At 51.0% G+C, this 21819-nt stretch carries 19 protein-coding genes; 5 read left to right on the forward strand and 14 right to left on the reverse strand.

Annotation, left to right across the window (positions count from 1 at the left end; genetic code table 11):
• Positions 1-163 precede the first annotated feature (163 nt).
• A complete protein-coding gene (purE, locus tag HV229_RS18395) occupies positions 164-673 on the forward strand; it encodes a 5-(carboxyamino)imidazole ribonucleotide mutase (protein ID WP_016152120.1) in 510 nt (169 codons plus the stop codon).
• On the forward strand, positions 670-1737 hold the full coding sequence (purK, locus tag HV229_RS18400; RefSeq protein WP_181546107.1) for a 5-(carboxyamino)imidazole ribonucleotide synthase: 1068 nt from the start codon (positions 670-672) through the stop codon (positions 1735-1737). The genes purE and purK overlap by 4 nt, the downstream gene beginning before the upstream one ends.
• A 39-nt stretch (positions 1738-1776) precedes the next feature.
• Here purK and HV229_RS18405 read toward each other — a convergent pair whose 3' ends face one another.
• From HV229_RS18405 to HV229_RS18420, 4 genes are read right to left on the reverse strand one after another with little or no spacing between them, the layout of a single operon-like run.
• Complete coding sequence (locus HV229_RS18405; protein WP_104652281.1) at positions 1777-2670, reverse strand: carbamate kinase; 894 nt, start codon at positions 2668-2670, stop codon at positions 1777-1779.
• A gap of 3 nt (positions 2671-2673) precedes the next feature.
• Positions 2674-3483, reverse strand: a complete 810-nt coding sequence (locus HV229_RS18410; RefSeq protein ID WP_181546109.1) for a DUF2877 domain-containing protein — start codon at positions 3481-3483, stop codon at positions 2674-2676.
• An 11-nt stretch (positions 3484-3494) separates the two neighbouring features.
• Positions 3495-4754 (reverse strand): DUF1116 domain-containing protein, encoded by a 1260-nt coding sequence (locus HV229_RS18415; RefSeq protein ID WP_181546111.1) that lies wholly within the window; start codon positions 4752-4754, stop codon positions 3495-3497.
• Between the two features lie 9 nt (positions 4755-4763).
• Positions 4764-6431, reverse strand: coding sequence for an acyl-CoA synthetase FdrA (locus tag HV229_RS18420; RefSeq protein WP_181546113.1), 1668 nt, complete (start codon positions 6429-6431; stop codon positions 4764-4766).
• Positions 6432-6746: 315 nt separating this feature from the next.
• On the opposite strand from HV229_RS18420, the gene allD reads away from it, so the two are divergent.
• Genes allD through allE form a run of 3 tightly spaced genes read left to right on the forward strand, consistent with a single transcriptional unit; the run spans position 6747 to position 9849 of the window.
• On the forward strand, positions 6747-7796 hold the full coding sequence (allD, locus tag HV229_RS18425; protein ID WP_181546115.1) for an ureidoglycolate dehydrogenase: 1050 nt from the start codon (positions 6747-6749) through the stop codon (positions 7794-7796).
• A gap of 21 nt (positions 7797-7817) precedes the next feature.
• Positions 7818-9053, forward strand: a complete 1236-nt coding sequence (gene allC / locus HV229_RS18430; RefSeq protein WP_181220716.1) for an allantoate deiminase — start codon at positions 7818-7820, stop codon at positions 9051-9053.
• A gap of 10 nt (positions 9054-9063) precedes the next feature.
• Positions 9064-9849, forward strand: coding sequence for a (S)-ureidoglycine aminohydrolase (gene allE, locus HV229_RS18435; protein ID WP_181546116.1), 786 nt, complete (start codon positions 9064-9066; stop codon positions 9847-9849).
• 80 nt (positions 9850-9929) lie between these two features.
• On the opposite strand, the gene glxK is transcribed toward allE, so the two are convergent.
• The 10 genes from glxK to allA all read right to left on the reverse strand — a co-directional run bounded on the left by glxK (position 9930) and on the right by allA (position 21778).
• A complete protein-coding gene (glxK, locus tag HV229_RS18440) occupies positions 9930-11078 on the reverse strand; it encodes a glycerate 3-kinase (protein WP_181547732.1) in 1149 nt (382 codons plus the stop codon).
• Positions 11079-11099: 21 nt separating this feature from the next.
• Positions 11100-12398 (reverse strand): uracil/xanthine transporter, encoded by a 1299-nt coding sequence (locus HV229_RS18445; protein ID WP_181546118.1) that lies wholly within the window; start codon positions 12396-12398, stop codon positions 11100-11102.
• A 58-nt stretch (positions 12399-12456) separates the two neighbouring features.
• Positions 12457-13818, reverse strand: a complete 1362-nt coding sequence (gene allB, locus HV229_RS18450; protein WP_104652290.1) for an allantoinase AllB — start codon at positions 13816-13818, stop codon at positions 12457-12459.
• A 72-nt stretch (positions 13819-13890) separates the two neighbouring features.
• The gene (locus tag HV229_RS18455) at positions 13891-15351 is read right to left on the reverse strand and encodes a putative allantoin permease (RefSeq protein WP_181546120.1); all 1461 of its coding nucleotides are present in this window, start codon (positions 15349-15351) and stop codon (positions 13891-13893) included.
• A 96-nt stretch (positions 15352-15447) separates the two neighbouring features.
• Entirely contained in the window at positions 15448-16698 is a 1251-nt protein-coding gene (locus HV229_RS18460) for an MFS transporter (protein WP_104651335.1), read from the reverse strand.
• 68 nt (positions 16699-16766) lie between these two features.
• Entirely contained in the window at positions 16767-17645 is an 879-nt protein-coding gene (gene glxR / locus HV229_RS18465; RefSeq protein WP_172860569.1) for a 2-hydroxy-3-oxopropionate reductase, read from the reverse strand.
• Between the two features lie 98 nt (positions 17646-17743).
• The gene (gene hyi / locus HV229_RS18470; RefSeq protein ID WP_104651327.1) at positions 17744-18520 is read right to left on the reverse strand and encodes a hydroxypyruvate isomerase; all 777 of its coding nucleotides are present in this window, start codon (positions 18518-18520) and stop codon (positions 17744-17746) included.
• A 12-nt stretch (positions 18521-18532) separates the two neighbouring features.
• On the reverse strand, positions 18533-20314 hold the full coding sequence (gene gcl / locus HV229_RS18475) for a glyoxylate carboligase (RefSeq protein WP_181546122.1): 1782 nt from the start codon (positions 20312-20314) through the stop codon (positions 18533-18535).
• An 84-nt stretch (positions 20315-20398) separates the two neighbouring features.
• Positions 20399-21220: an HTH-type transcriptional repressor AllR gene (gene allR, locus HV229_RS18480; RefSeq protein ID WP_249417766.1), complete on the reverse strand. Its 822-nt coding sequence runs from the start codon at positions 21218-21220 to the stop codon at positions 20399-20401.
• 75 nt (positions 21221-21295) lie between these two features.
• The gene (allA, locus tag HV229_RS18485; RefSeq protein ID WP_104651324.1) at positions 21296-21778 is read right to left on the reverse strand and encodes an ureidoglycolate lyase; all 483 of its coding nucleotides are present in this window, start codon (positions 21776-21778) and stop codon (positions 21296-21298) included.
• Positions 21779-21819: the final 41 nt, after the last annotated feature.

Raw genomic sequence — 21819 nt, forward strand, 5'->3', positions numbered from 1 at the left:
ATCCAGTTCCTCTTTACACAAAACTCATTGAGATGTAGCCAACTACAGAGGCTGCCTGAAGGGTGAAGTGTAAAGCGCGCAATCGTTTTCCTTGACGGCGAATTATGCTATTCTCTGTGGCCTCAAAAGTCGAGTGTAGTGCATCACAGGAGTTTTCAGACGCATGTCTTCCCGCAATAACCCGGCGCGTGTCGCCATCGTGATGGGGTCCAAAAGCGACTGGGCTACCATGCAGTTCGCCGCCGAAATCTTCGAAATTCTGAACGTGCCGCATCATGTTGAAGTCGTCTCCGCCCACCGCACCCCTGACAAGCTGTTTAGCTTCGCCGAAAGCGCAGAAGAGAACGGCTATCAGGTGATCATTGCCGGTGCGGGTGGCGCTGCACATCTGCCGGGCATGATTGCGGCGAAAACGCTGGTGCCTGTTTTAGGCGTCCCGGTGCAAAGCGCGGCGCTGAGCGGCGTAGATAGCCTTTACTCCATCGTACAGATGCCGCGCGGTATTCCGGTCGGAACGCTGGCTATCGGCAAAGCGGGCGCGGCAAATGCGGCCCTGCTGGCAGCACAAATTCTGGCAACACACGACAAAGCATTACACCAGCGTCTGAACGACTGGCGCAAAGCACAAACCGACGAGGTGCTGGAGAATCCGGACCCGCGAGGTGCGGCATGAAGCAGGTCTGCGTACTCGGTAACGGTCAGCTAGGGCGCATGCTGCGCCAGGCCGGTGAGCCGCTGGGCATTGCGGTCTGGCCCGTCGGGCTGGATGCCGAACCAGCAGCGGTCCCTTTTCAGCAAAGCGTGATCACCGCTGAGATTGAGCGCTGGCCGGAAACGGCGCTCACCCGCGAGCTCGCGCGCCACCCGGCATTTGTCAACCGCGACGTTTTCCCGATTATTGCCGACCGTCTGACGCAAAAGCAGCTTTTTGACAAGCTCGGCCTGGCAACTGCGCCGTGGCAACTGCTGGCGGATAAAAGCGAATGGCCTGCAGTATTCGACAAACTCGGTGAGCTGGCGATCGTGAAACGTCGCGTCGGCGGTTACGACGGTCGTGGGCAGTGGCGTTTGCGCGCAAATGAAACCGAACAACTGCCGGACGACTGCTACGGCGAGTGCATCGTTGAGCGGGGAATCAACTTCTCTGGTGAAGTCTCACTGGTTGGCGCTCGTGCGCACGACGGTAGCACCGTCTTCTATCCGCTGACCCATAACCTGCACCAGGACGGCATTCTGCGCACCAGCGTGGTCTTCCCGCAGGCTAACGGCAAACAGCAGAAACAGGCCGAAGCGATACTCTCTGCCATCATGCAGGAGCTGGGCTATGTCGGCGTGATGGCGATGGAATGTTTCATCACCCCGGAAGGTCTGCTGATTAACGAACTGGCTCCACGCGTGCACAACAGCGGGCACTGGACGCAAAACGGTGCCAGCATCAGCCAGTTTGAGCTGCACCTGCGCGCCATTACCAACCTGCCGTTACCCACGCCGGTAGTGAACACTCCTTCGGTGATGGTAAATCTGATTGGTAGCGACCTGAACTATGACTGGCTGAAGCTTCCGCTGGTGCATCTGCACTGGTATGACAAAGAGGTGCGTGAAGGGCGTAAGGTGGGACACCTGAACCTGAGCGACAGCGATACCGCGCGTCTTAGCGCGACGCTGGAAGCGCTTATCCCCCTGCTGCCGCCGGAATATGCCAGCGGTATTATCTGGGCGCAGTCAACGCTGAAATAAGCCAATATGGGCGGCGTGTTTACGCACGCCGCCCATTTTTTACAGACGGATACAGGTTCCGGCTTTGCCCGCCAGCGTATCTTCAATACGTGACAACGCGCCAATCCAAGCCGGTTTCCCACGTCGTTTCACATATCCACTGACGGCGGTGACCTTTGGTCCCATCGAACCATCGGCTTTAGCAAACGGCGCTAGTTCATCAGGAGAGGCCTGACGAATCGCGCGCTGCTCCGGCGTCCCCCAGTTTTCATAGACCGCATCGGCATCGGTCAGAATGACCAGACCATCGGCATCAATCTGTTCAGCCAGCAACGCCGCAGCCAGATCCTTATCAATGACCGCTTCAGACCCTAATCCTTCGCCAGTAACAGGTACGCCGCCTCCCCCGCTGCAAATTACCACATGCCCTTCTTTAAGTAAGAGCTTAATGGCATCGCTTTCTACAATCTGGCGAGGTTCTGGCGAAGCGACAACGCGCCGCAGATATTTGCCGTCACGCTTCATATGCCAGCCGTAGGTGGCTTCCAGTTGCGTTTGTTCTTCGGGCAAATATACCGGGCCGATAAATTTCTCCGGTGCCATAAACGCAGGATCGTCCTCTGACACAACAATCCGTGTTAACACCGTGGTCACCGGCGGCATCTCCGGTTCAGCGGTCAGGCTCTGGGCCAACATATAACCAATCATGCCCTGAGTCTCGGCAACCAGCACATCTAATGGATAAGGCTCGACCTCCTTCCAGGCAAGATTCTGTAACGACAGCAGGCCAACCTGCGGTCCGTTGCCATGTACGATAGCCAGGCGGTACGAGCGCGCCAGACGCGCCAGGGCAGGTACGGCGCTGGCAATATTACGATATTGATTTTCTGCGGTCAGCGCCTCGCCGCGCTGCAATAATGCATTGCCACCAAGAGCAACCACCAGCGTTTTCATTCCCTATCCTTCTATGATTTGTTGCCCAATCCAGAACCCCAACAGGGTGTCTGCACCGGAGGTATGCCCAAGCGCCAGCAGCGAATTTATCGCTGTATCCAGCCTTTCCTGGCTACGCAAAGCATGGGTGAAGTGGAGTAAAGGTGAAGCGAAGTAACCTGATGCCGCGTAGCGTAGGTAGCTCACGCTAACCACAGTCGTCGCCTGCTCAAGGTAGCCGGAATCATCAAAGAAACGGTGACCGGAAACCTTATTCAGCGCGCCGAAATACCAGGCCGCCAGCAGCATGCCAGTCAATGTATCATCATGACTGGGCGTTAAACCGGGCCCTTTGCCTAACCACTGTCGCCAGTCTGTCTGCATCCCCGCAAGCGCCGAGAAAAAGCAGTGGCGGAACTGACGTAGCTCGGGGCACAAAGGCAGGTTTGCCGCCAGCATTAATGGCCCGAACAATCCCGTTTCCTCGCCGCGCTCCATCCAGTCGGGTGCAAGGCGCGGGGAATGTGGACGGTAAGTTATTCTCAATGAACAGCAGCGCCGCGGCTGGCAGAGCAAAAATGGCCCCAACTGGATCCCCCTTGGGACAGCCAGAGGGGTTTCACTCCCACGTAACGCCGTACGCAGCGCATCAAAGTCATGCGTACGGATCACCCATCCTCCCGGGCTAAAGCCGCTACCCTGGCGGTGCAACGTCAACAGTGCGCCGCTTTCGGCCACAAGATTAATCGCGCGCCGCCAGATGCCGGACAACTGCCATACCTGGCGAAAATCCGCAGACTGCTGGCTGCCGAGCAGAGGATGGATGATCATCATGCGCCCCCCTTTTAGCTAATGCCCATACTTTCAGCCAGCGCTTCCAGGGCCAGCTCAAAGCAAGCTAACGGCGCACGGACGGTTCCCGCGCCAATCTGGCCAATACCGGCCTCTTTATGCGCAATACCGGTATTGATCAGCGGCGTAATCCCCGTTTCGACCACGCGACGGATATCGAGTCCCAGGCAGGCCCCCTGGAAATCCCAGCCGGGGATCTGCAACTGCATATTGCGCTCCAGATAGATTTCCGCCATCTCCTCAGACACGGATTTCGCGGCTTCCATCCCTCCTGCACCGACAAAACGCGTGACGCCAGGTGCGGCGATCATCGCTGCACCGCCAATGCCAAAAGTTTCGGTGATGGCGCTATCGCCCATATCCGGGTTTGCCTGCTCCTGTGAAAAACCAGTAAAGAACAGTCCCTGCGGTGTGTTAACAGGTGCGGTAAACCAGCGATCGCCAAGTCCGCTCACCCGAATTCCGAACATGTCGCCATTACGGGTCATCGCCGTCACAATACTGCCAGAACGCACAATCGCTCCGGAGTCCATCGCTGCTTTGCAGTAAGCCATCGCCAGGTTGAGGAAGAACTGGTCGGTTACGCTGAGGAAATCCATTACCTCAGCAATCTGCTGCTTATCATGTTGCAGACGGGCAATTTGCGGTGCCAGGGTTCGCATTAGCAGGGCTGAAGAGGCAATGTTGCGCTGATGGAACTCGTCCCCCATCGTAATGCCCTGCGCCATCATGGCGGTCAAATCAATACCCTGCTCCAAAGTGCCCAACGCTGCGCTTAAGACTGGCATCAGGACATCACGCATCCAGCGTAAACGCTGCTGGACATCTTCTCCGTATGCGCCGAAACGCATCACTTTGCCAATGCCTTCGTTGAGATTGCAGTAAGCCCGGTTCCCTTCAGTGATGTTTTCCACCACCAGCATCGGCATGCTAGCAGAGGTGATTCCGCCCATTGGCCCCACGGCATTAACGTGATGGCAAGGTACAAAATTGATTTTCCCCTGCTCCAGTAATGCCAGCGCGCTCATTTCATCATTGGCCCACCCTTCGAAAAGGCATGCACCAATGCAGGCCCCTTTCATCGGGCCGGTCATCTCTTGCCAACGCATTGGCGGTCCTGCATGAAGCAGCGTTTTTCCTTCATTGAGTTCGCTGATTAACGAGGACGCGGGTTGCACATCCAGCCAGTGCGGGCGCGCACGACGAATTTGTTCGATTACTGCAGCATTGGCTTGCGCCACTGATGTAAACATTGGAACCCCTTATTGCAAACGTTCTAATAAACGAGCCAGTTTTTTGTTACCGCCAGCGACAGGCGCCCACTGGTAATGCACCACAGGCTTTTCTGCCGCCTGTAAATCCAGTGCAAAACTGCGTAACCCGGCATTAATGACCGCTACTTTTTCCAGTAGAGAAGGTGCGGATTGATGAGATAACGGTCGAGATGGCCGAATAAGTTCGGCGGCAAGCAGAGTTGCCTCAGGCAGTGAACTCACTACAGCGATACCGGCGTCCTCCAGCGTGGCGATTTGCAGTGAACGACACTGCGGATCGCGTTCTGTACCGGTCACCGTCGCAATCGCAAACAGCGGTTGCTCGATGTCTCGGGCAGCACATGCCTTTTGCCAGGCCTGAACCAGTGATGCCGCGGGATCTGCCGTCGCACCGTAACCAATCACGACGTCGACCAATAACACCCGTACCTGCGGCTGCGAACCGAGATCCGTAATAAGCTGATTACGTAATGCAGGATCGATCATCGGATGCGGCCGCCCGACGGTGTAAAAATCATCCCCCAAGTCAATAATCTGATGCCCGGCGGCATCCAGCATCATGCCGTGATGATGCTGAGCATCCGCAGCAACGTTAAGATGTGCAGCCAGCAGTCCCGCCGCTTCGGCAGCCAGCGTTCCTCCGGTATATAGCCCACGGATCAGTCCATCTCCCGTGGCAGCAAGCGCGCAGCGTCGCGCCGTGACTCGCGCCAGTAAACAGGCTAGACGGGCCGCATCATCCAGCGTCGATGCAAACCAGACGTTTTCATCACGGGCCGCTGTGCAGGTGTAACCTAAAAACAGGGCCACAACGGGTTTTCCCGTGGCTTTCATCGCCGTGACAATACGCTGACGAACAGCTTCCGCCGGTGGTTTAGACACAAAAGCCAGCACCTGGCTTTTATCATCTGTACCGAGCATCTCCAGCGCGGTAAGTGCGCTAATGCCCCCCACCTCAGCGCTCAGATCGCGTCCGCCCAGCCCGATGGCGTGAGTGATGCCTTCCCCGGCCAGCGCTATCTGTGAACAGAGCTCCTGGATCCCTGTGCCGGAGGCGCCTATCACACCAATATTGCCTTCCGGCATTACGTTGGCAAAAGCCAGCGGCGTACCGGCGATCATGGCGGTTCCGCAATCCGGTCCCATCACCAGCAGACCTTTATCTCGTGCGCGGCGCTTGAGATTGATTTCATCTTCCAGCGTGACGTTGTCGGAGAACATCATGACGTTCAGGTTGCGATCCAGCGCCTGGTTCGCCAGTTCTGCCGCGTATTCACCAGCAACAGAAATTAGCGTCATATTCGCCTCAGGCAATTTCTGACACGCACTTTCCCAGCGTCTGACCTGCAGTAGCGTTTGGCTTCCCCCGGTAGCCTGCGCCAGCTGCTGCAACGACTCATCCAGCTGTTGCAAAATGGCCTGCGTAATACTCTCATCCGCCGCTTCAGTACGAATAGCCACGCAAATATCATTCGGCGTAGCCTGATTAAAATCGTCATGCCAAAACCCGGTCGTTTCCAGTAACGATTTATTCGCCGGCGTTCCCATCATGACCGATACATCGTCTACATTTTCGGACTCACTCAGCTTACGTGAAATGATCATTAAACTGACAGAGTCCTGAAAACACCCTTTTTTAATAAAGGCGTGGATCATAACAACCCCTTAATAATTGCACCCATAGCAATTGCACGAGTAGTGTTAATGTGGAACTTAAGGTATATATCCAACATCACAAATAGAGTGACTGGCATCACACACAGATCATTAGCAAAAGAATTTTAATAACCACAGAAGGATTACATGTTATTTTCTAACGGAATTATTTATTTAAAAAAAATGGCAAACCAGCACTGATTATCAAATAAATTCTAACTATATATTTTTGCCTGTCTGGATCACATATTAGATTTATTTTCCCGGTATGTTAACGGCAGTCATGCTTCACACCGTCGTTAAAAAGGAAGACAGATGAAAATCAGTCGGGAAACACTCCACCAGCTTATCGAGAATAAGCTTTGCAAGGCCGGACTAAAACGAGAGCACGCCGCAACGGTTGCCGAGGTATTGGTTTATGCCGATGCCAGAGGCATTCATTCTCATGGCGCCGTTCGTGTTGAATACTATGCCGAGCGCATTTCAAAAGGCGGCACTAACCGCGAACCCACCTTTCGTTTTGAAGACACCGGTCCTTGCACATCGATTTTGCATGCCGATAATGCCGCCGGGCAAGTCGCAGCAAAGATGGGTATGGAGCATGCAATTGAAATTGCTAAAAAAAATGGCGTCGCCGTGGTCGGCATTAGCAGAATGGGACACAGCGGAGCCATTTCTTACTTTGTCCAGCAAGCCGCCCGTGCAGGCTTGATTGGCCTCTCCATTTGCCAGTCCGATCCAATGGTCGTACCGTTCGGCGGCGCGGAAATTTACTACGGAACCAATCCGTTAGCCTTCGCAGCACCTGGGGTTGGCGACGATATCATGACCTTCGATATGGCGACGACGGTGCAAGCCTGGGGCAAAGTTCTGGATGCCCGCTCACGCAATGAACCGATCCCGGATACCTGGGCTGTCGATAAAAATGGCGCACCTACAGCCGATCCTTTTGCAGTCAATGCGTTGCTACCCGCGGCCGGACCAAAAGGGTATGGTCTGATGATGATGATCGATGTGTTATCCGGCATCCTGTTAGGGTTACCGTTTGGTCGTCAGGTCAGTTCTATGTATGAAGATCTACATGCTGGACGTAATTTAGGCCAACTGCATTTAGTAATAAACCCAGAATTTTTCTCCTCCAGCCAATTATTTCGTCAGCATCTCAGCCAGACCATGCAAGAGCTAAATGCCGTTGCTCCTGCACCTGGTTTTAAACAGGTTTATTACCCCGGACAGGATCAAGATATTAATCAACGGAATGCTGCGATTCATGGTGTCGACATTGTTGACGATATTTATCAATACCTGATTTCCGATGCTCTCTATATCAAGTCATACGAAACAAAGAATCCCTTTGCACAATAATTATTGAAACAGGAATTTCATATGATCAACCATTTTCGTCACGCAATAGAAGAATCCCTTCCCTGGCTCTCTTCCTTTGGCGCAGATCCTACCGGTGGGATGACGCGTTTGCTGTATTCGCCAGAATGGCTTGAAACACAACAGCAATTCAAAAAGCGTATGGATGCCAGCGGCCTGGAAACGCGCTTTGATGAAGTGGGCAATTTGTATGGTCGCCTGCGCGGGAACGAATCCCCGGAACAGGTCATTTTAAGCGGCTCGCATATTGACACCGTCGTTAACGGCGGCAATCTTGACGGCCAGTTTGGCGCGCTGGCGGCGTGGTTAGCGATTGACTGGCTTAAGACAACCTACGGCGCTCCACTGAAAACGGTCGAAGTGGTCTCCATGGCTGAAGAAGAAGGTAGCCGTTTCCCGTATGTTTTCTGGGGCAGCAAGAACATTTTTGGACTGGCAAATCCCGATGACGTCCGCAACATCCAGGACGCCAAAGGCACACGCTTTGTTGATGCGATGAACGCCTGCGGCTTTACCCTCCCCACAGAACCACTACACGCTCGCAGTGACATCAAAGCCTTTGTTGAATTACATATCGAGCAAGGGTGCGTGCTTGAAAGCAATGGTCAGTCTATCGGGGTCGTCAGCGCGATTGTCGGGCAGCGTCGCTATACGGTAACGCTGAATGGCGAGTCTAACCATGCAGGTACAACGCCGCTGAGCTACCGTCGTGACACTGTTTACGCCTTCAGCCGTATCTGTAGCCAGTCGATTGAGAAAGCCAAAAAACATGGCGATCCTCTGGTTCTGACCTTTGGCAAAGTTGAGCCGCAGCCAAACACTGTCAACGTGGTGCCAGGAAAAACGACCTTCACCATCGATTGCCGTCATACCGACGCCGAAGTGCTGCGTGATTTTACTCAGCAACTGGAAAATGACATGCGCGCCATCTGCGACGAAATGGATATCGGCATTGATATCGATTTGTGGATGGACGAAACGCCGGTTCCGATGGATAGCAAACTGGTCGCTACCCTCACTAAACTGTGTGAAAAGGAACAGCTGAACTATCGCGTGATGCATAGTGGCGCGGGCCATGATGCGCAGATTTTCGCGCCCCGGGTGCCGACCTGCATGATATTCATTCCCAGCATTAACGGTATCAGCCACAACCCCGCTGAACGCACAAATATTAACGACCTTGCCGAAGGGGTCAAAACTCTGGCATTAATGCTTCATCAACTTGCCTGGCAAAAATAAGGAGTCAACAATGGGATATCTGAATAACGTCACGGGTTACCGTGATGATTTATTGGCTAACCGCGCAATTGTAAAACACGGTAACTTTGCCCTCTTAACCCCCGATGGACTGGTTAAAAATATCATTCCGGGTTTTGAAAACTGTGACGTCACCATCCTCTCAACGCCAAAACTGGGCGCGTCGTTTGTTGATTATCTGGTGACGGTACATCAGAACGGGGGCAACCAGAGCGGTTTCGGCGGCGAAGGCATTGAAACGTTCGTTTATGTTATGTCCGGCAAAATTGAGGCAAAAGCGGAAGGTAAAACATTCACTTTAACGCAGGGTGGATATCTGTACTGCCCGCCAGGCGAGCTGCTCACCTTTAGCAATGCTCAGGCTGAAGACAGCCAGCTGTTTTTATACAAACGTCGTTACATCCCCGTAGCGGGCCATGCGCCGTGGCTGGTCTCCGGTAACGCCAATCAGTTAGAACGCATCCATTACGAAGGTATGGATGACGTGATTCTGCTGGATTTCCTGCCTAAAGAATTGGGTTTCGATATGAATATGCACATTCTGTCGTTCGAGCCGGGCGCCAGCCACGGTTATATCGAAACACACGTCCAGGAACACGGCGCTTATATTCTTTCAGGCCAGGGAGTTTATAACCTCGACAATCAGTGGATCCCGGTGAAAAAAGGCGACTACATCTTTATGGGCGCTTATTCCCTGCAGGCCGGATACGGCGTGGGTCGTGGTGAAGCATTCAGCTACATCTACTCCAAAGATTGCAACCGGGATGTCGAGATTTAACAGCCTGCAGTCCTCCTGATACTTTTTTTATTTAGCTATGTTGGGTTTTGCCACGGTATATACCGTGGCTTTTTTTATGCTTAACGCAGAGTCATCGCCTGACCCAGTTTCATCGCACAAGCGATATTACGCGCGCAGTGATAGAGATTAGTTTCACCGCTCGCCAGCACTTCTGCTAACGGCGCGAGTCGCGGTAGAATACTGAATACCGCATCGATACCATGGCTGTGCACCACCTCTACGCCGTCGCCCAACACCCCAGCAATACCAATAACGGGAACGTGATGCCGCACGGCAACCGACGCTACGCCGATTGGCGCTTTGCCACCGACCGTTTGTGAATCAATACGTCCCTCGCCGGTGATAACCAGCGCCGCATCTTTGATTGCCCGCTCCAGATGTACAGCCTGCAGCACAATCTCGATCCCGGGTTTCATACTGGCCTGCAGGAAGATAACCGCAGCAATCCCCATTCCTCCAGCCGCCCCGCCGCCAGGCATCTGAGCAACATCCTCACCGGTCAGGGTTTGCAGCACACGGGCATAGTTGAGTAGCCCTTCTTCCAGCATCTCAACCATCTCAGGCGTAGCCCCTTTCTGCGGGCCGAATACCCTTGCAGCACCGCGCGGACCAACCAGCGGATTATCGACGTCACAGGCAACGTCAATTCGGCACGCTTTCAGCCGCGGATCGCACTGTTGCAGGTCGATGTGTGCAAGGCGAGACAAACTCCCACCCCCAGCGCTTAATGACTTACCTTGCGCATCCAGAAAACGAACGCCAAGCGCCTGTGCCATCCCTATACCTCCATCAACCGTCGCACTTCCGCCAATACCAAGAATAATATGGCGAATACCAGCATCCAGCGCATGGAGAATCAGCTCACCAGTGCCGTAACTTGAGGCCAGCAATGGATTGCGCGCCTGCGGTTCGACCAGCATCAGCCCACTCGCCGCCGCCATTTCAATAATTGCGGTCTTACCATCCCCGGTCAGGCCATAAAATCCCTTTACTTGTCCCCCCATCGGCCCGCAGACTTCCACAGAGATAACTTTTCCTCCTGTCGCCGCCACCATTGCATCCACTGTTCCCTCTCCGCCATCAGCAACCGGTAAACAAATATATTCTGCATCCGGGAATATGGCCGAAAATCCGGCTTTAATTGCCTGGCAGCATTGGTCAGCGCTTAAGCTCTCTTTAAATGAATCTGGCGCAATTACAATTTTCATCATCAATCCTTTTTCATCATGTTATTTAATGCGTTCCCATGGAATGAGATTCTCCATAAGCACCGCCAGTAAAATTCCTACCAGCAAGCCATTGCTCAGTAATGGCCGAATAGTCAACGGAAGATCTTGTAAATAAACCGGAGGCAGTCCCATCAAAAAAATGCCGACAAATAGCGGGAGCGCTAGTCGATAAATATTCCGTGCGGTAAATGTGATTTGCTGGCTAAATACCAAACCGGAATAAAGCAGCGGAAGATAAGAAACCAGCATCACGGCACTGCTGATCGCCAACGGAATGGCGCAAAATAAACGGGTTAGTGGCGTAAACATTGCCACGAATAAACATAATACGCTGCCGTAAATAAATGATTTTCGCGAGCTATCACCGGTCTGTGTTAACAGACCGATAGAAGAGACAAAGGGTGAAAATGGAATAACGGCAAAAGGTACTGTCACCAACGTCATAAAACCGGAAATAATAAAACTGCGGCGATAACGCGAGCTGCTGGAGCCTTGTTGTGCATAAAAGACGTCCGTGCCGCGCACCGCGCCATAGGTATTACTGACATTCACCAGACCGGTGATAACTGCCGTCAGAATAATGCCCGGCAACAGTCTGCCGTGACTGCCTAACGGGAACCACTGCCAGCTTAATTCACCGGACGGCAAGGTTATTGATGGAAAACATAATCGCCACAGACCCCATCCCACTATCGCCCCTACCAACAGGGCATAGCGTGAGATCCGCTGTGGTAAAAAGATGATCATCGCAAGGATGAAGCACATCACAGCAACTGCCAGGCTAAAGGGCGCCAGTTGAATTTTGACGCTGGTATCCGCAATGCCAAAGGGCAACCCCAACATGCCTTTAAAAAATATAGTGGTCAACTGCGCGCCAAGCAGCAGCATAAAAAAGACCATCACCGTTGGGGTAAAGAGCCCGGCTAATCGATGCCCCAGTCCACTAAAGCCGATAATCATCGTCAGAACAGCGGAAATCACAATTCCAACGGACAGGCTGGTAGCAATATCATTGAGTGGTGTTCCGCGTGATGCCTCAGCCAGCGTAATCGTCAGTATGGTTCCCCACCACAAACCGGTTGGTCCTTCCATAATGGCGCGGCGATGGCCACAAATAACCTGCGCAAGACAGGCCAGAGACGTCGTTAAAAAAGCGTACTGCGTGAGCATTAGCAGATTGCTCACAGGGAGATGAAAAGCAGAAACCAGCGTTGGCGGGACCACGACCGTATTACAAAAAATAAAGAAAAACCACTGAAAGCCGGATAACAAACTTTCGCGGTTAATAACAGGAAGCATATTCATACCTTAGAATAGAGAATGCCCGCCAATATGACGGGCATTAATTCACATCACATTATTGTTGATGTTTAAGGATAAATTGACCTTTAGGCGATACCGGGAAACCCTGCTCAATGTCATAAATAACATCACCACGCAGAATGGTTTTAGTAATGCGCGCGCCAATCGTACGGCCAACATACGGGCTGACTTTGTGGCGATATTCCAGGTCTTCGTTCTTCAGAACGTATTTGCTGTCCGGTTGAATAAAGACGAAGTCGGCATCTTTACCCGGTGCAATACGTCCTTTCTGCTTCAGACCAAAAATATCGGCGGCATTGGTTGCCATTAATTTTGCGAACAGCGGCAGCGACATGCCGCGTTTTTGCACGGCTTCATCAAACATAACGTCCATGCAGCTCTGCAGTCCGGCAATGCCGCCCCACGCCTGCATGATATTGCCAGCCTTCATTTCCGGCGGGCATGGAGAGTGGTCGGAAACCAGGCAGTCAATCTCGCCGTTAAACAGCTTTTCCCACATACCTTGCTGATTTTTCAGATCACGGATTGGCGGAGAGCATTTCGCGAGGGTGCCAATCTCTTCAAACTGATCGGTATCCAGTACGAAATAATGCGGGCAGGATTCGCAGGTCACATCCTGACCTTCCTGACGGGCACGGGTCACTTCTTCCACGCCTTCCGGGCTGCTGATATGGCAGACATGCAGGCGACAACCGGCGACTTTCGCCAGATACAGCACCCGACGAATCGCTTCCACTTCGGTAAATACCGGACGTGAGGCCACATAATCATGCGCCGTCACGCGACCTTCGCGTTTAGCCTCCTCGCCAAGCTCGTCGCAGATGAGCGCGTTTTCGCAATGCACCAGTACCGTCTGGTTCATTTCTGCCAGCTTCTGCGCACCTTTGAAGAACTGCCAGTCGTTCACGTCGCGAAAATCATTATCGATACCGCGGTCGCCACAGGTGGCAACGAAGCATTTGAAACCGACAACACCGACGTCATCCAGCTCGTGCAGACGATCGAGGTTATATGAAACCAGACCGCCAAGTTGCGCGGCATCAATGGTCAATTTTCCTTTGGCCGCATCAAATTTCAGCTCGATGGTTTCACGATCCACTGTCGCGGGTAGCTGGTTGAGAGGCATTTCGATCATCGTGGTGATACCGCCTTTTGCCGCGGCACGCGTCCCCGTCTCATACCCTTCCCAATGGGTACGACCCGGCTCAGAGATATGGGTATGCGCATCAACCATGCCAGGTGAAACCACCAGACCCGTCGCATCCATGACCTGCTTCGCCTCACCCAGATTCTCGCCAATGGCGGCGATTTTTCCTGCCTGGACGGCAATATCAACAATGCGAGCTTCATTTTCTAAAATAACAGTACCGTTCTTAATAATTAAATCAAAAGACATAACAAACTCCTTGTATGGATACAGATAATTTTTATAAATAACTCACGCTTAAATAAGCGATTACTGACTTCATCACATCTGTCCTGTGGCTTTTTGCGCTCTGGCTGATTCAGCAACTGATTTTTTCTTCAGCAAGGCATAGGCGACAAATGCGACAATAACGCCAACAAACCACGACACTCGCGATAACGGTTCAAGCAGAGGAATAAATTTACCCCCCAGTGAAAGAATGACTGCCACTAACGTTACGGAGAAGGCTGTCAGATTAAATCCGTTTTCATAATATTGGTAATCACCGCTGGCGGTATATAATTCATCAAGATTAATTTTTCCGCGCATCACGACAAAATAATGCGCTAACATAACCCCAATAACAGGGCCAAGCATCCCGCCGATAATATCCAGAAACAGATAAATACTGCTCTGATTTTCCATTAACTTCCACGGACAAATCAGCAAACTAATAATACTGGCGATCAATACACCGTTTTTATACGTTAACTTAGTAGGTGCAATAGCGGCAATCTGATAACCAGCAGGAATAATATTACCGGTAGCGTTCGTAGAGATTGTCGTCATTAAAATAACCAGTACCGCAAAAAACGAGGCAAACAAACTGTCCCAACGCTGCACGATATCCAGCACATTCCACGTATCCATTCCGTAATGAATACTGGCACCGGCGATTATGCACACGCTGGCAATGGCAAATAGCACGTATGCGACAATGAGCCCTAGCGTCTGGCCCAACGCTTGTTCACGAAATGAGTGTGCATTTTGCGTAAAATCGGATGCGCTCACTGCCGGAGCGGCCCATACCGCAACAACCGCGTTGATAACAACCAGAAACAGGAATCCGCTGTTGCCCGCTTTTTGTACGCCGCCAGGAATGTAGTCCAGAATCGGTCCAATTCCTACCAGTGATATCGCCCAGATAGCCATCCCGCCGAATACAATATAAATACAGGGGTTGAGGATTGCGGTAAATTTATTTAATACCTTACCACCACCAAAACCAATACCGACGTTAATGAGCCAAAAAATAAGAAATGTAATCAGCCCCGGCAGAGAAAGCCCTAATAAGGTAAAGTCACCGCCCAGCGTTAAAAACCCTGGCCATATCTTGCCAATCAGAATAAGAAATGCCAGCGATCCGGCATAACATTGCAGACCGAACCACATAATTGCTGCAATCCCCCCTCTCAAGAGTCCCGGGAAGAGCGCTCCGCGTACGCCATACGAGCCACGCAGAATCATTGCAAAAGGTACACCGTATTTACTTCCGGCTGCACCGTTCATTACCATAACTAACGCAATAAACAATGCACTAATAATAATAGCCAGCATGATGCTGAATGTGGAAAGCCCAAGAATAAAGAACCCACCAACCATAACGTAATTAGGTACGTTATGCACAGACCCCATCCATAATGTAAAATAGTTGAATGTTTTCCAGTTTCGTTGCTCGGCTGTTTTTGGTAATAAGTCGTCACTATAACCACGTTGTTGATATAGATCTCTTTGATGTTCCATAAATCCCTCTTGTCACGTATCGGATAACGTTGTAATGGGTTTAGCTATGCGGAACAAAAACAATAGAAAATAAGTTAAATAGTTTTAATTATTTTTTTATGCTGAAGCAATGACTATCGTTGCTTTCTTTTTATATAATGTAACGGCCGCAAAAATAAGCGTTCCGGTAACAACCAGACAGGCGGAGATAACAAAGCTTATTTCTTTAGAGCCCGTCAAATCAGAAATAAATCCGGTTAATGTTGGCGCAATAACAGCTGAGCTCATGCCAAAGAAGTTAAACAGGCTAAATGCTCTGCCCAGCGTTTTTGATGACGCTTGCTCAGAAACAAAGGAGATCAGAATCGGATCCACCGCCATTTTTCCCAATAAACCGTACAGAGTCAGGCTGACCATCAACATGGTAGTATTCGGCGACAACACCGTAAATACCAGCATTGCGGCGGCCATGATTTCCAGACCAAGAATGACTTTGACTTTACTGTTGCGAAACTTATCGGACAAATGGCTAAAGAATAATGCGCCAGGGACACCCACCACGGCGACTAATGCCGAGGCTACCCCAATCGCACCGCCATCAAATCCTCGTTCAGTCTGCAGATAAGACGGGAGCCAGGTCACGATCAGGTAATAGCCATAGCAGGTACAGAAGTAGAGGAAGTACACGCTACATAACAGACCCGAAAACAGCGGCGGGCTCTTCTCTTCTGATGCCGTTACCGTTTGAATTTTCTGATCTGCAGCAGGTACTTCATTTTTTGCCTTACCACGGATAACCAAAGTGAATATGCACAGCATCACCACCAGAATGGCAGCAACCAAGAACAACACATTTTGCCAGGCCATGCTCATGCTTTTTACCAGCACGCTGGAACCGATTAAACCGATCCCCATCCCAATTGCAGAGCCGCTATTAATAATGGCGTTTGCCAGTGCCCGACGAGCCTGTGGGACATTTGCCGAAGAGAGTGAATACGCTGAACTAAAGAAAGAGGCGCAACCCGCTCCCGCCATTAGCGAACCCGCATAGATCATCACCAGTCCAGTGGCTTTTGCAATACTCAGCGTACCAATAATAAACAGCGTAAACCCACACATCAGCATAATTTTCTGGCCAAGCTTATCGACCAGAATTCCGCAGGGAATTTGCATGCTGCAATAGGCGAAGAAATAAAAACTGGCGATAGCACCTATTTCAGCATTGCTAACATTACCCAGTGATGCCTGAATTTCAGGATAAATAGGTGTGAGCACGGTGCGATATATCCATATTGCTACCCAACCCAGACTCATTACGACGACGATCTTCTTCCAATATTCAATACCGGATGTTCTCTTTTCACTCATGACATGCACCTTTCCAAAGTGTGTCTGATTAAAATGTATCGCTGCAGTGAGCGCAGCGATACGAATGATCATGATAATTTATGATTTGCCATTAACTCCAACGCCTGAACCATGGCCGAGTGATCCAACTGGCTACCCCCATTCGCGGCACAGGTATTAAATAATTCCTGACAAGTTGCTGTATTAGGCAGATTCAATGACAGTGCCCTGGCGCTTTGTAATGCAAGATTGAGATCTTTTTGATGCAATGCAATTTTGAAACCGGGCTCAAAGGTGCGCTTGATCATACGCTCACCATGTACTTCCAGAATTCGAGAAGAGGCAAATCCCCCCATTAATGCCTGCCGCACGCGAACGGGATCCGCGCCAGCTTTCGAAGCAAAGACTAACGCCTCTGAAACAGCTTCAATATTTAAGGCAACGATAATTTGGTTAGCCACCTTACAGGTTTGACCATCACCATTACCGCCTACCAGCGTGATATTTTTACCCAGAATATCAAACAGCGGTTTGACCCGTGCAAATACATCTGGATCACCGCCAACCATAATGGACAAGGTACCTTCGCGAGCGCCAATTTCCCCGCCAGAGACGGGCGCATCGAGGTAATCCCCGCCCAACGCATTAACCTGTTTCGCAAAACGTTTGGTTTCGATAGGAGAGATAGAACTCATATCGACAATGGTTTTTCCCTGCAATGCGGTTTTGGCACAACCGTGTTCGCCAAAAAGCACTTCTTCCACCTGCGGCGTGTCCGGAACCATTATGAAGATGATATCTGCAAAATCAGTTACCTGACGCGCAGTTTCAACATTAACTGCCCCCAATGACAGCAATTCGTCCGCAACCGGACCAATGGTCGTGACATGTAATTGATGTCCGGCGCGAGCCAGATTAATCGCCATTGGCGAACCCATAATACCCAGACCAATAAATCCCAGTTTCATTTTAACCTCTTATATCTCTGTCGGTTTTCCCGAATTCAGGCAACACAATCCCCTTCCAGAACGGTGGAAAAATGGCGTTGCCTGAAATTCCTTAAAAATTATCGATATTGATTAATCCACGATAATCCCGCTTCGGTGGTGGTCAATGGTTTATATTCGCAACCGATCCAACCGTCGTAACCTGATTTATCGATAAACTTAAAAATAAAGTCATAATTAATTTCCCCGGTTCCTGGTTCTCCACGACGAGGGTTATCGGCAATTTGCAAATGACCTATTTTATTTGCCCACGTGGTCATGGTCTGGGTTAATTCCCCTTCCATACGCTGCATATGGTAAATGTCATACTGAATCTTAATATTATTGCAACCGACACTATCGATTAAAGCCAGCGCCTGCTGGGTCCCGGTGAGATGGAATCCAGGAATATCAAAATGGTTGATCGGCTCAATCAGCAATAAAATATCTTCTTTCGCTAACATATTTGCCGCATAGCGCAGGTTTTCCACCAACGTCTGCTGGATCTGTTCGGCAGAAAACCCCGCAGGAGTTTTACCTACCAGGCAATTGATCTTCTTATTGCCGAGCCCCTTCGCATAACGAACAGCCGCCGCGACACCATCTCGAAATTCTTCTTCGCGACCTGGAATACAGGCGATACCGCGTTCACCCGCCGCCCAGTCTCCGGCAGGAAGATTATGCAGCGTATGCTCCAACTGGTTGATCTGCAGCTTTTCCTTTAATACGTCAATGTCGTAATCGTAGGGAAACATAAACTCTACGCCACGAAATCCCGATTGTGCCGCTTTATCGAAGCGTTCAAGAAAACTGTATTCCAGAAACAGCATGGAAAGATTGGCTGAGAAACGTAACATCTGTCACCCCTTCTATTCGTATTTCATAAAACAGGTTTCGGTTGGTGCATCCATCGCACCGTCTGCAATCTCTTCAAACTCGGTGACATTATCCAGCTCACTGCCCATAGAGATGTTGGTCACGCGCTCAAGGATCACTTCGACCACAACCGGAACGCGGTACTGTGCCATCAGAGCTTTGGCTTGTTCAAATGCCGGAGCAAGATCTTCAGGTTTAAATACGCGGATGGCTTTACAGCCTAATCCCTCAGCCACTTTGACGTGATCAACGCCATAGCCGTTTACTTCGCTGGAGTTGATGTTTTCGAACGCCAGTTGGACGCAGTAATCCATATCAAAAGCGCGCTGCGACTGGCGAATCAGGCCGAGATAAGCGTTGTTGACCAGCACATGGATGTAAGGAATGTTGAACTGTGCGCCCACCGCCAGTTCTTCGATCAGGAACTGGAAGTCAAAATCACCGGAAATCCCAACAACGTTACGCATTGGGTCAGCCACACAAACCCCTAATGCCGCCGGCAGCGTCCAGCCAAGAGGGCCTGCCTGACCGCAGTTGATCCAATGACGATCCTTAAATACGTGCAGCATTTGCGCAGCGGCAATTTGCGATAACCCAATGGTGGTGACGTAGCAAACATCACGACCAAAGGCTTTATTCATCTCTTCATAAACACGCTGCGGTTTAACCGGGACATTGTCGAAGTGGGTTTTACGCAGTAGCGTCCGCTTACGCTGCTGACATTCATCAACCCAGGTATTCCGGCAAGGTAAACGACCGGCTTTCTGCATCTCCTGAGCAACGTCAATCAGCAAAGTTAGCGCAGCTTTGGCATCCGAAACGATTCCTAAATCCGGGCACAGGACGCGGCCAATTTGCGTCGGTTCAATATCGATATGAATGATTTTGCGCCCTTCGGTATATTTCGCGACGGAGCCTGTGTGTCGGTTAGCAAAGCGGTTACCAATACCGAACACCATATCGGAGGCCAGCAGCGTGGCGTTTCCGTACCGATGCGCCGTTTGCAACCCCACCATTCCGGCCATTAACTCATGATCGTCCGGGATGCATCCCCAGCCCATCAGCGTAGGAATTACCGGTACGTTGGTTAATTCTGCAAAACGTTGCAGCAATTCGCTGGCATCAGCATTAATCACCCCGCCCCCAGCCACGATGACCGGACGCTCAGCCTGAATCAGCATTTCCAACGCTTTCTCAATCTGTTTGCGGCTGGCTGCAGGCTTGTAGACTGGCAGCGGTTCATACATGTCGGGATCGAATTCGATTTCTTCAACCTGAATATCAAAAGGTAAATCGATCAATACCGGACCAGGACGACCAGAGCGCATGACATGGAATGCCTGCTGCAAAACCCGGGGAAGCAGTGCGGCTTCACGCACTGTTACCGCCATTTTGCTGACCGGTTTGGCAATAGATTCAATATCAACAGCCTGAAAATCTTCCTTATGCAGGCGAGCGCGAGGTGCCTGACCGGTGATGCATAAAATTGGAATAGAATCAGCAGAGGCGGAATACAGCGCAGTGATCATATCAGTGCCTGCCGGACCAGAAGTGCCAAGGCAAACGCCAATGTTTCCTGCCGTCGCACGCGTATAGCCTTCCGCCATATGGGAAGCGCCTTCAACATGACGAGCCAGAATGTGACGGATGCCTCCGTGCTTACGCATTGCGGAATAGAACGGGTTAATTGCCGCTCCAGGAACCCCAAATGCGGTGGTGATACCTTCTTTTTCCAGCACATACATTGCCGCGTCAACGGCTCTCATTTTTGCCATTTTCTTTCTACCTCTATTAATTGGAAAAACTTTCCAACTTTGAAAAAATCCAAAAAAGTCCCGCTCCTCTGAGCGGGTTGCGACTTAAGCTACGGGGGCTTTTAAACCCAGAGCCGTACTGATATCTCGTGCAGTATCCCGTACCAGCTCCCCCTGACTGATAAAACGATCTTCCGTCAGTCTGGATGCGGGCCCCGAAATAGAGATGGCAGCAACGACACTGCCTACATCATCATAGATAGCTGATGCAATGCAATTCAATCCAATAACATGTTCTTCGTGATCGACGATATACCCATTCTCACGCGCCATTTCCAGATTGCGCAGCAGAGTAGGAAAATCCACCAACGTGGTTGGCGTAAATTGCTGCAAACCCGTTTTCACGATGATGTCCATTAGCTCTTCTTCCATCAACGGATAAAGCAGCGCTTTTCCCGCGCCGGAAGCATGTAACGGCATACGACTGCCTAAAGGTGCGCACATTCTGACCATCGATTTGCACTCCTTCTGACCAATCAACACCGCTTCGGTGCCATTGCGAATTGCGACATTAACCGTTTCGCCTGACAGCAGCATTAATCGGTGCATAAACGGTCCGGCTACCGACAGGACGTCGCGATTATGAATATACGCAGAGCCCACATTGAATACGCCTAAACCGATGTGCCACCAGCCTAACTGGCTGTCCTGATAGACAAAATCAGCACCCTGTAAAACCTTCAACAGGCGAAAAGTCGTGGAGAGCGGTAAATCCAGACTGCCGGAAATATCGCTAACTGACGAACTGCCTCCACTTCTTTCGAGATACTGCAAAATCGCAATGCCTCTCTCAAGCGCCTGAGCGCCTTTCTGCGCAACCGGCTCCGCCTGTCCAGGCCTGCCGCGCCGTCTTACTTCCGTCTCCACTACGTTTACTCCGGCCCAAAATATGAGCATAAACAATGAACAATATGCGCATATTAAGCAAGAAGGCCGATAGCGTCACGCAAAACAGAGCTCATGTGCCGGGATACTTTCAACATCACAATTATCGCTACCACCACGATCGATGGTCAGAAAATTGGTCACGGTTTGCCAGGCAAACAGCGGGTGATGCCAGACATTTCGGTGGTAATTCACACCCTGTTGGCCATTGGTGATAAAGGCTTTTAAAGTGGAAAGGTCAGGTTTGTCCTCGCCGAGCGCGACAATCACTACAAACGCTTCGCCATTCATAGGCATAAATGCCTGAGTGCCTAGCGGATGGCGCTCCAGTTCATGCACAACAATCGGCATCGCTGCTGGTTGCGCGCGGTTGATACTGATGAGCGTGCGATCCTGCTTAAGTATCTCCACATTGGCCAGGTCGTGATAACGTTCAACGAGCCCATCATTGATATGAAAAAAATCACGTTTATGAGTTTCTATCACATCGCCATAGGCGCTGAACGCGTGCTGATTTAACGGTAGTACCTCTAGTTTCATCATCATTTCCTTGTAACTGAATTCCGCTGAACCGCAGTCAG

This window comes from Citrobacter sp. RHBSTW-00524 (assembly GCF_013747755.1).
GTDB classification, from domain to species: domain Bacteria; phylum Pseudomonadota; class Gammaproteobacteria; order Enterobacterales; family Enterobacteriaceae; genus Citrobacter; species Citrobacter braakii.

What these genes read in the sequence shown, in the direction of transcription:
- allB (WP_104652290.1), bottom strand. Translation starts at nt 13,818, where the DNA reads ATGTCTTTTGATTTAATTATTAAGAACGGTACTGTTATTTTAGAAAAT.
- allC (WP_181220716.1), top strand. Translation starts at nt 7,818, where the DNA reads ATGATCAACCATTTTCGTCACGCAATAGAAGAATCCCTTCCCTGGCTC.
- purK (WP_181546107.1), top strand. Translation starts at nt 670, where the DNA reads ATGAAGCAGGTCTGCGTACTCGGTAACGGTCAGCTAGGGCGCATGCTG.
- HV229_RS18410 (WP_181546109.1), bottom strand. Translation starts at nt 3,483, where the DNA reads ATGATGATCATCCATCCTCTGCTCGGCAGCCAGCAGTCTGCGGATTTT.
- glxR (WP_172860569.1), bottom strand. Translation starts at nt 17,645, where the DNA reads ATGAAACTGGGATTTATTGGTCTGGGTATTATGGGTTCGCCAATGGCG.
- purE (WP_016152120.1), top strand. Translation starts at nt 164, where the DNA reads ATGTCTTCCCGCAATAACCCGGCGCGTGTCGCCATCGTGATGGGGTCC.
- HV229_RS18455 (WP_181546120.1), bottom strand. Translation starts at nt 15,351, where the DNA reads ATGGAACATCAAAGAGATCTATATCAACAACGTGGTTATAGTGACGAC.
- allD (WP_181546115.1), top strand. Translation starts at nt 6,747, where the DNA reads ATGAAAATCAGTCGGGAAACACTCCACCAGCTTATCGAGAATAAGCTT.
- hyi (WP_104651327.1), bottom strand. Translation starts at nt 18,520, where the DNA reads ATGTTACGTTTCTCAGCCAATCTTTCCATGCTGTTTCTGGAATACAGT.
- HV229_RS18460 (WP_104651335.1), bottom strand. Translation starts at nt 16,698, where the DNA reads ATGAGTGAAAAGAGAACATCCGGTATTGAATATTGGAAGAAGATCGTC.
- glxK (WP_181547732.1), bottom strand. Translation starts at nt 11,078, where the DNA reads ATGAAAATTGTAATTGCGCCAGATTCATTTAAAGAGAGCTTAAGCGCT.
- allA (WP_104651324.1), bottom strand. Translation starts at nt 21,778, where the DNA reads ATGAAACTAGAGGTACTACCGTTAAATCAGCACGCGTTCAGCGCCTAT.
- HV229_RS18445 (WP_181546118.1), bottom strand. Translation starts at nt 12,398, where the DNA reads ATGCTTCCTGTTATTAACCGCGAAAGTTTGTTATCCGGCTTTCAGTGG.
- gcl (WP_181546122.1), bottom strand. Translation starts at nt 20,314, where the DNA reads ATGGCAAAAATGAGAGCCGTTGACGCGGCAATGTATGTGCTGGAAAAA.
- HV229_RS18405 (WP_104652281.1), bottom strand. Translation starts at nt 2,670, where the DNA reads ATGAAAACGCTGGTGGTTGCTCTTGGTGGCAATGCATTATTGCAGCGC.
- HV229_RS18415 (WP_181546111.1), bottom strand. Translation starts at nt 4,754, where the DNA reads ATGTTTACATCAGTGGCGCAAGCCAATGCTGCAGTAATCGAACAAATT.
- HV229_RS18420 (WP_181546113.1), bottom strand. Translation starts at nt 6,431, where the DNA reads ATGATCCACGCCTTTATTAAAAAAGGGTGTTTTCAGGACTCTGTCAGT.
- allE (WP_181546116.1), top strand. Translation starts at nt 9,064, where the DNA reads ATGGGATATCTGAATAACGTCACGGGTTACCGTGATGATTTATTGGCT.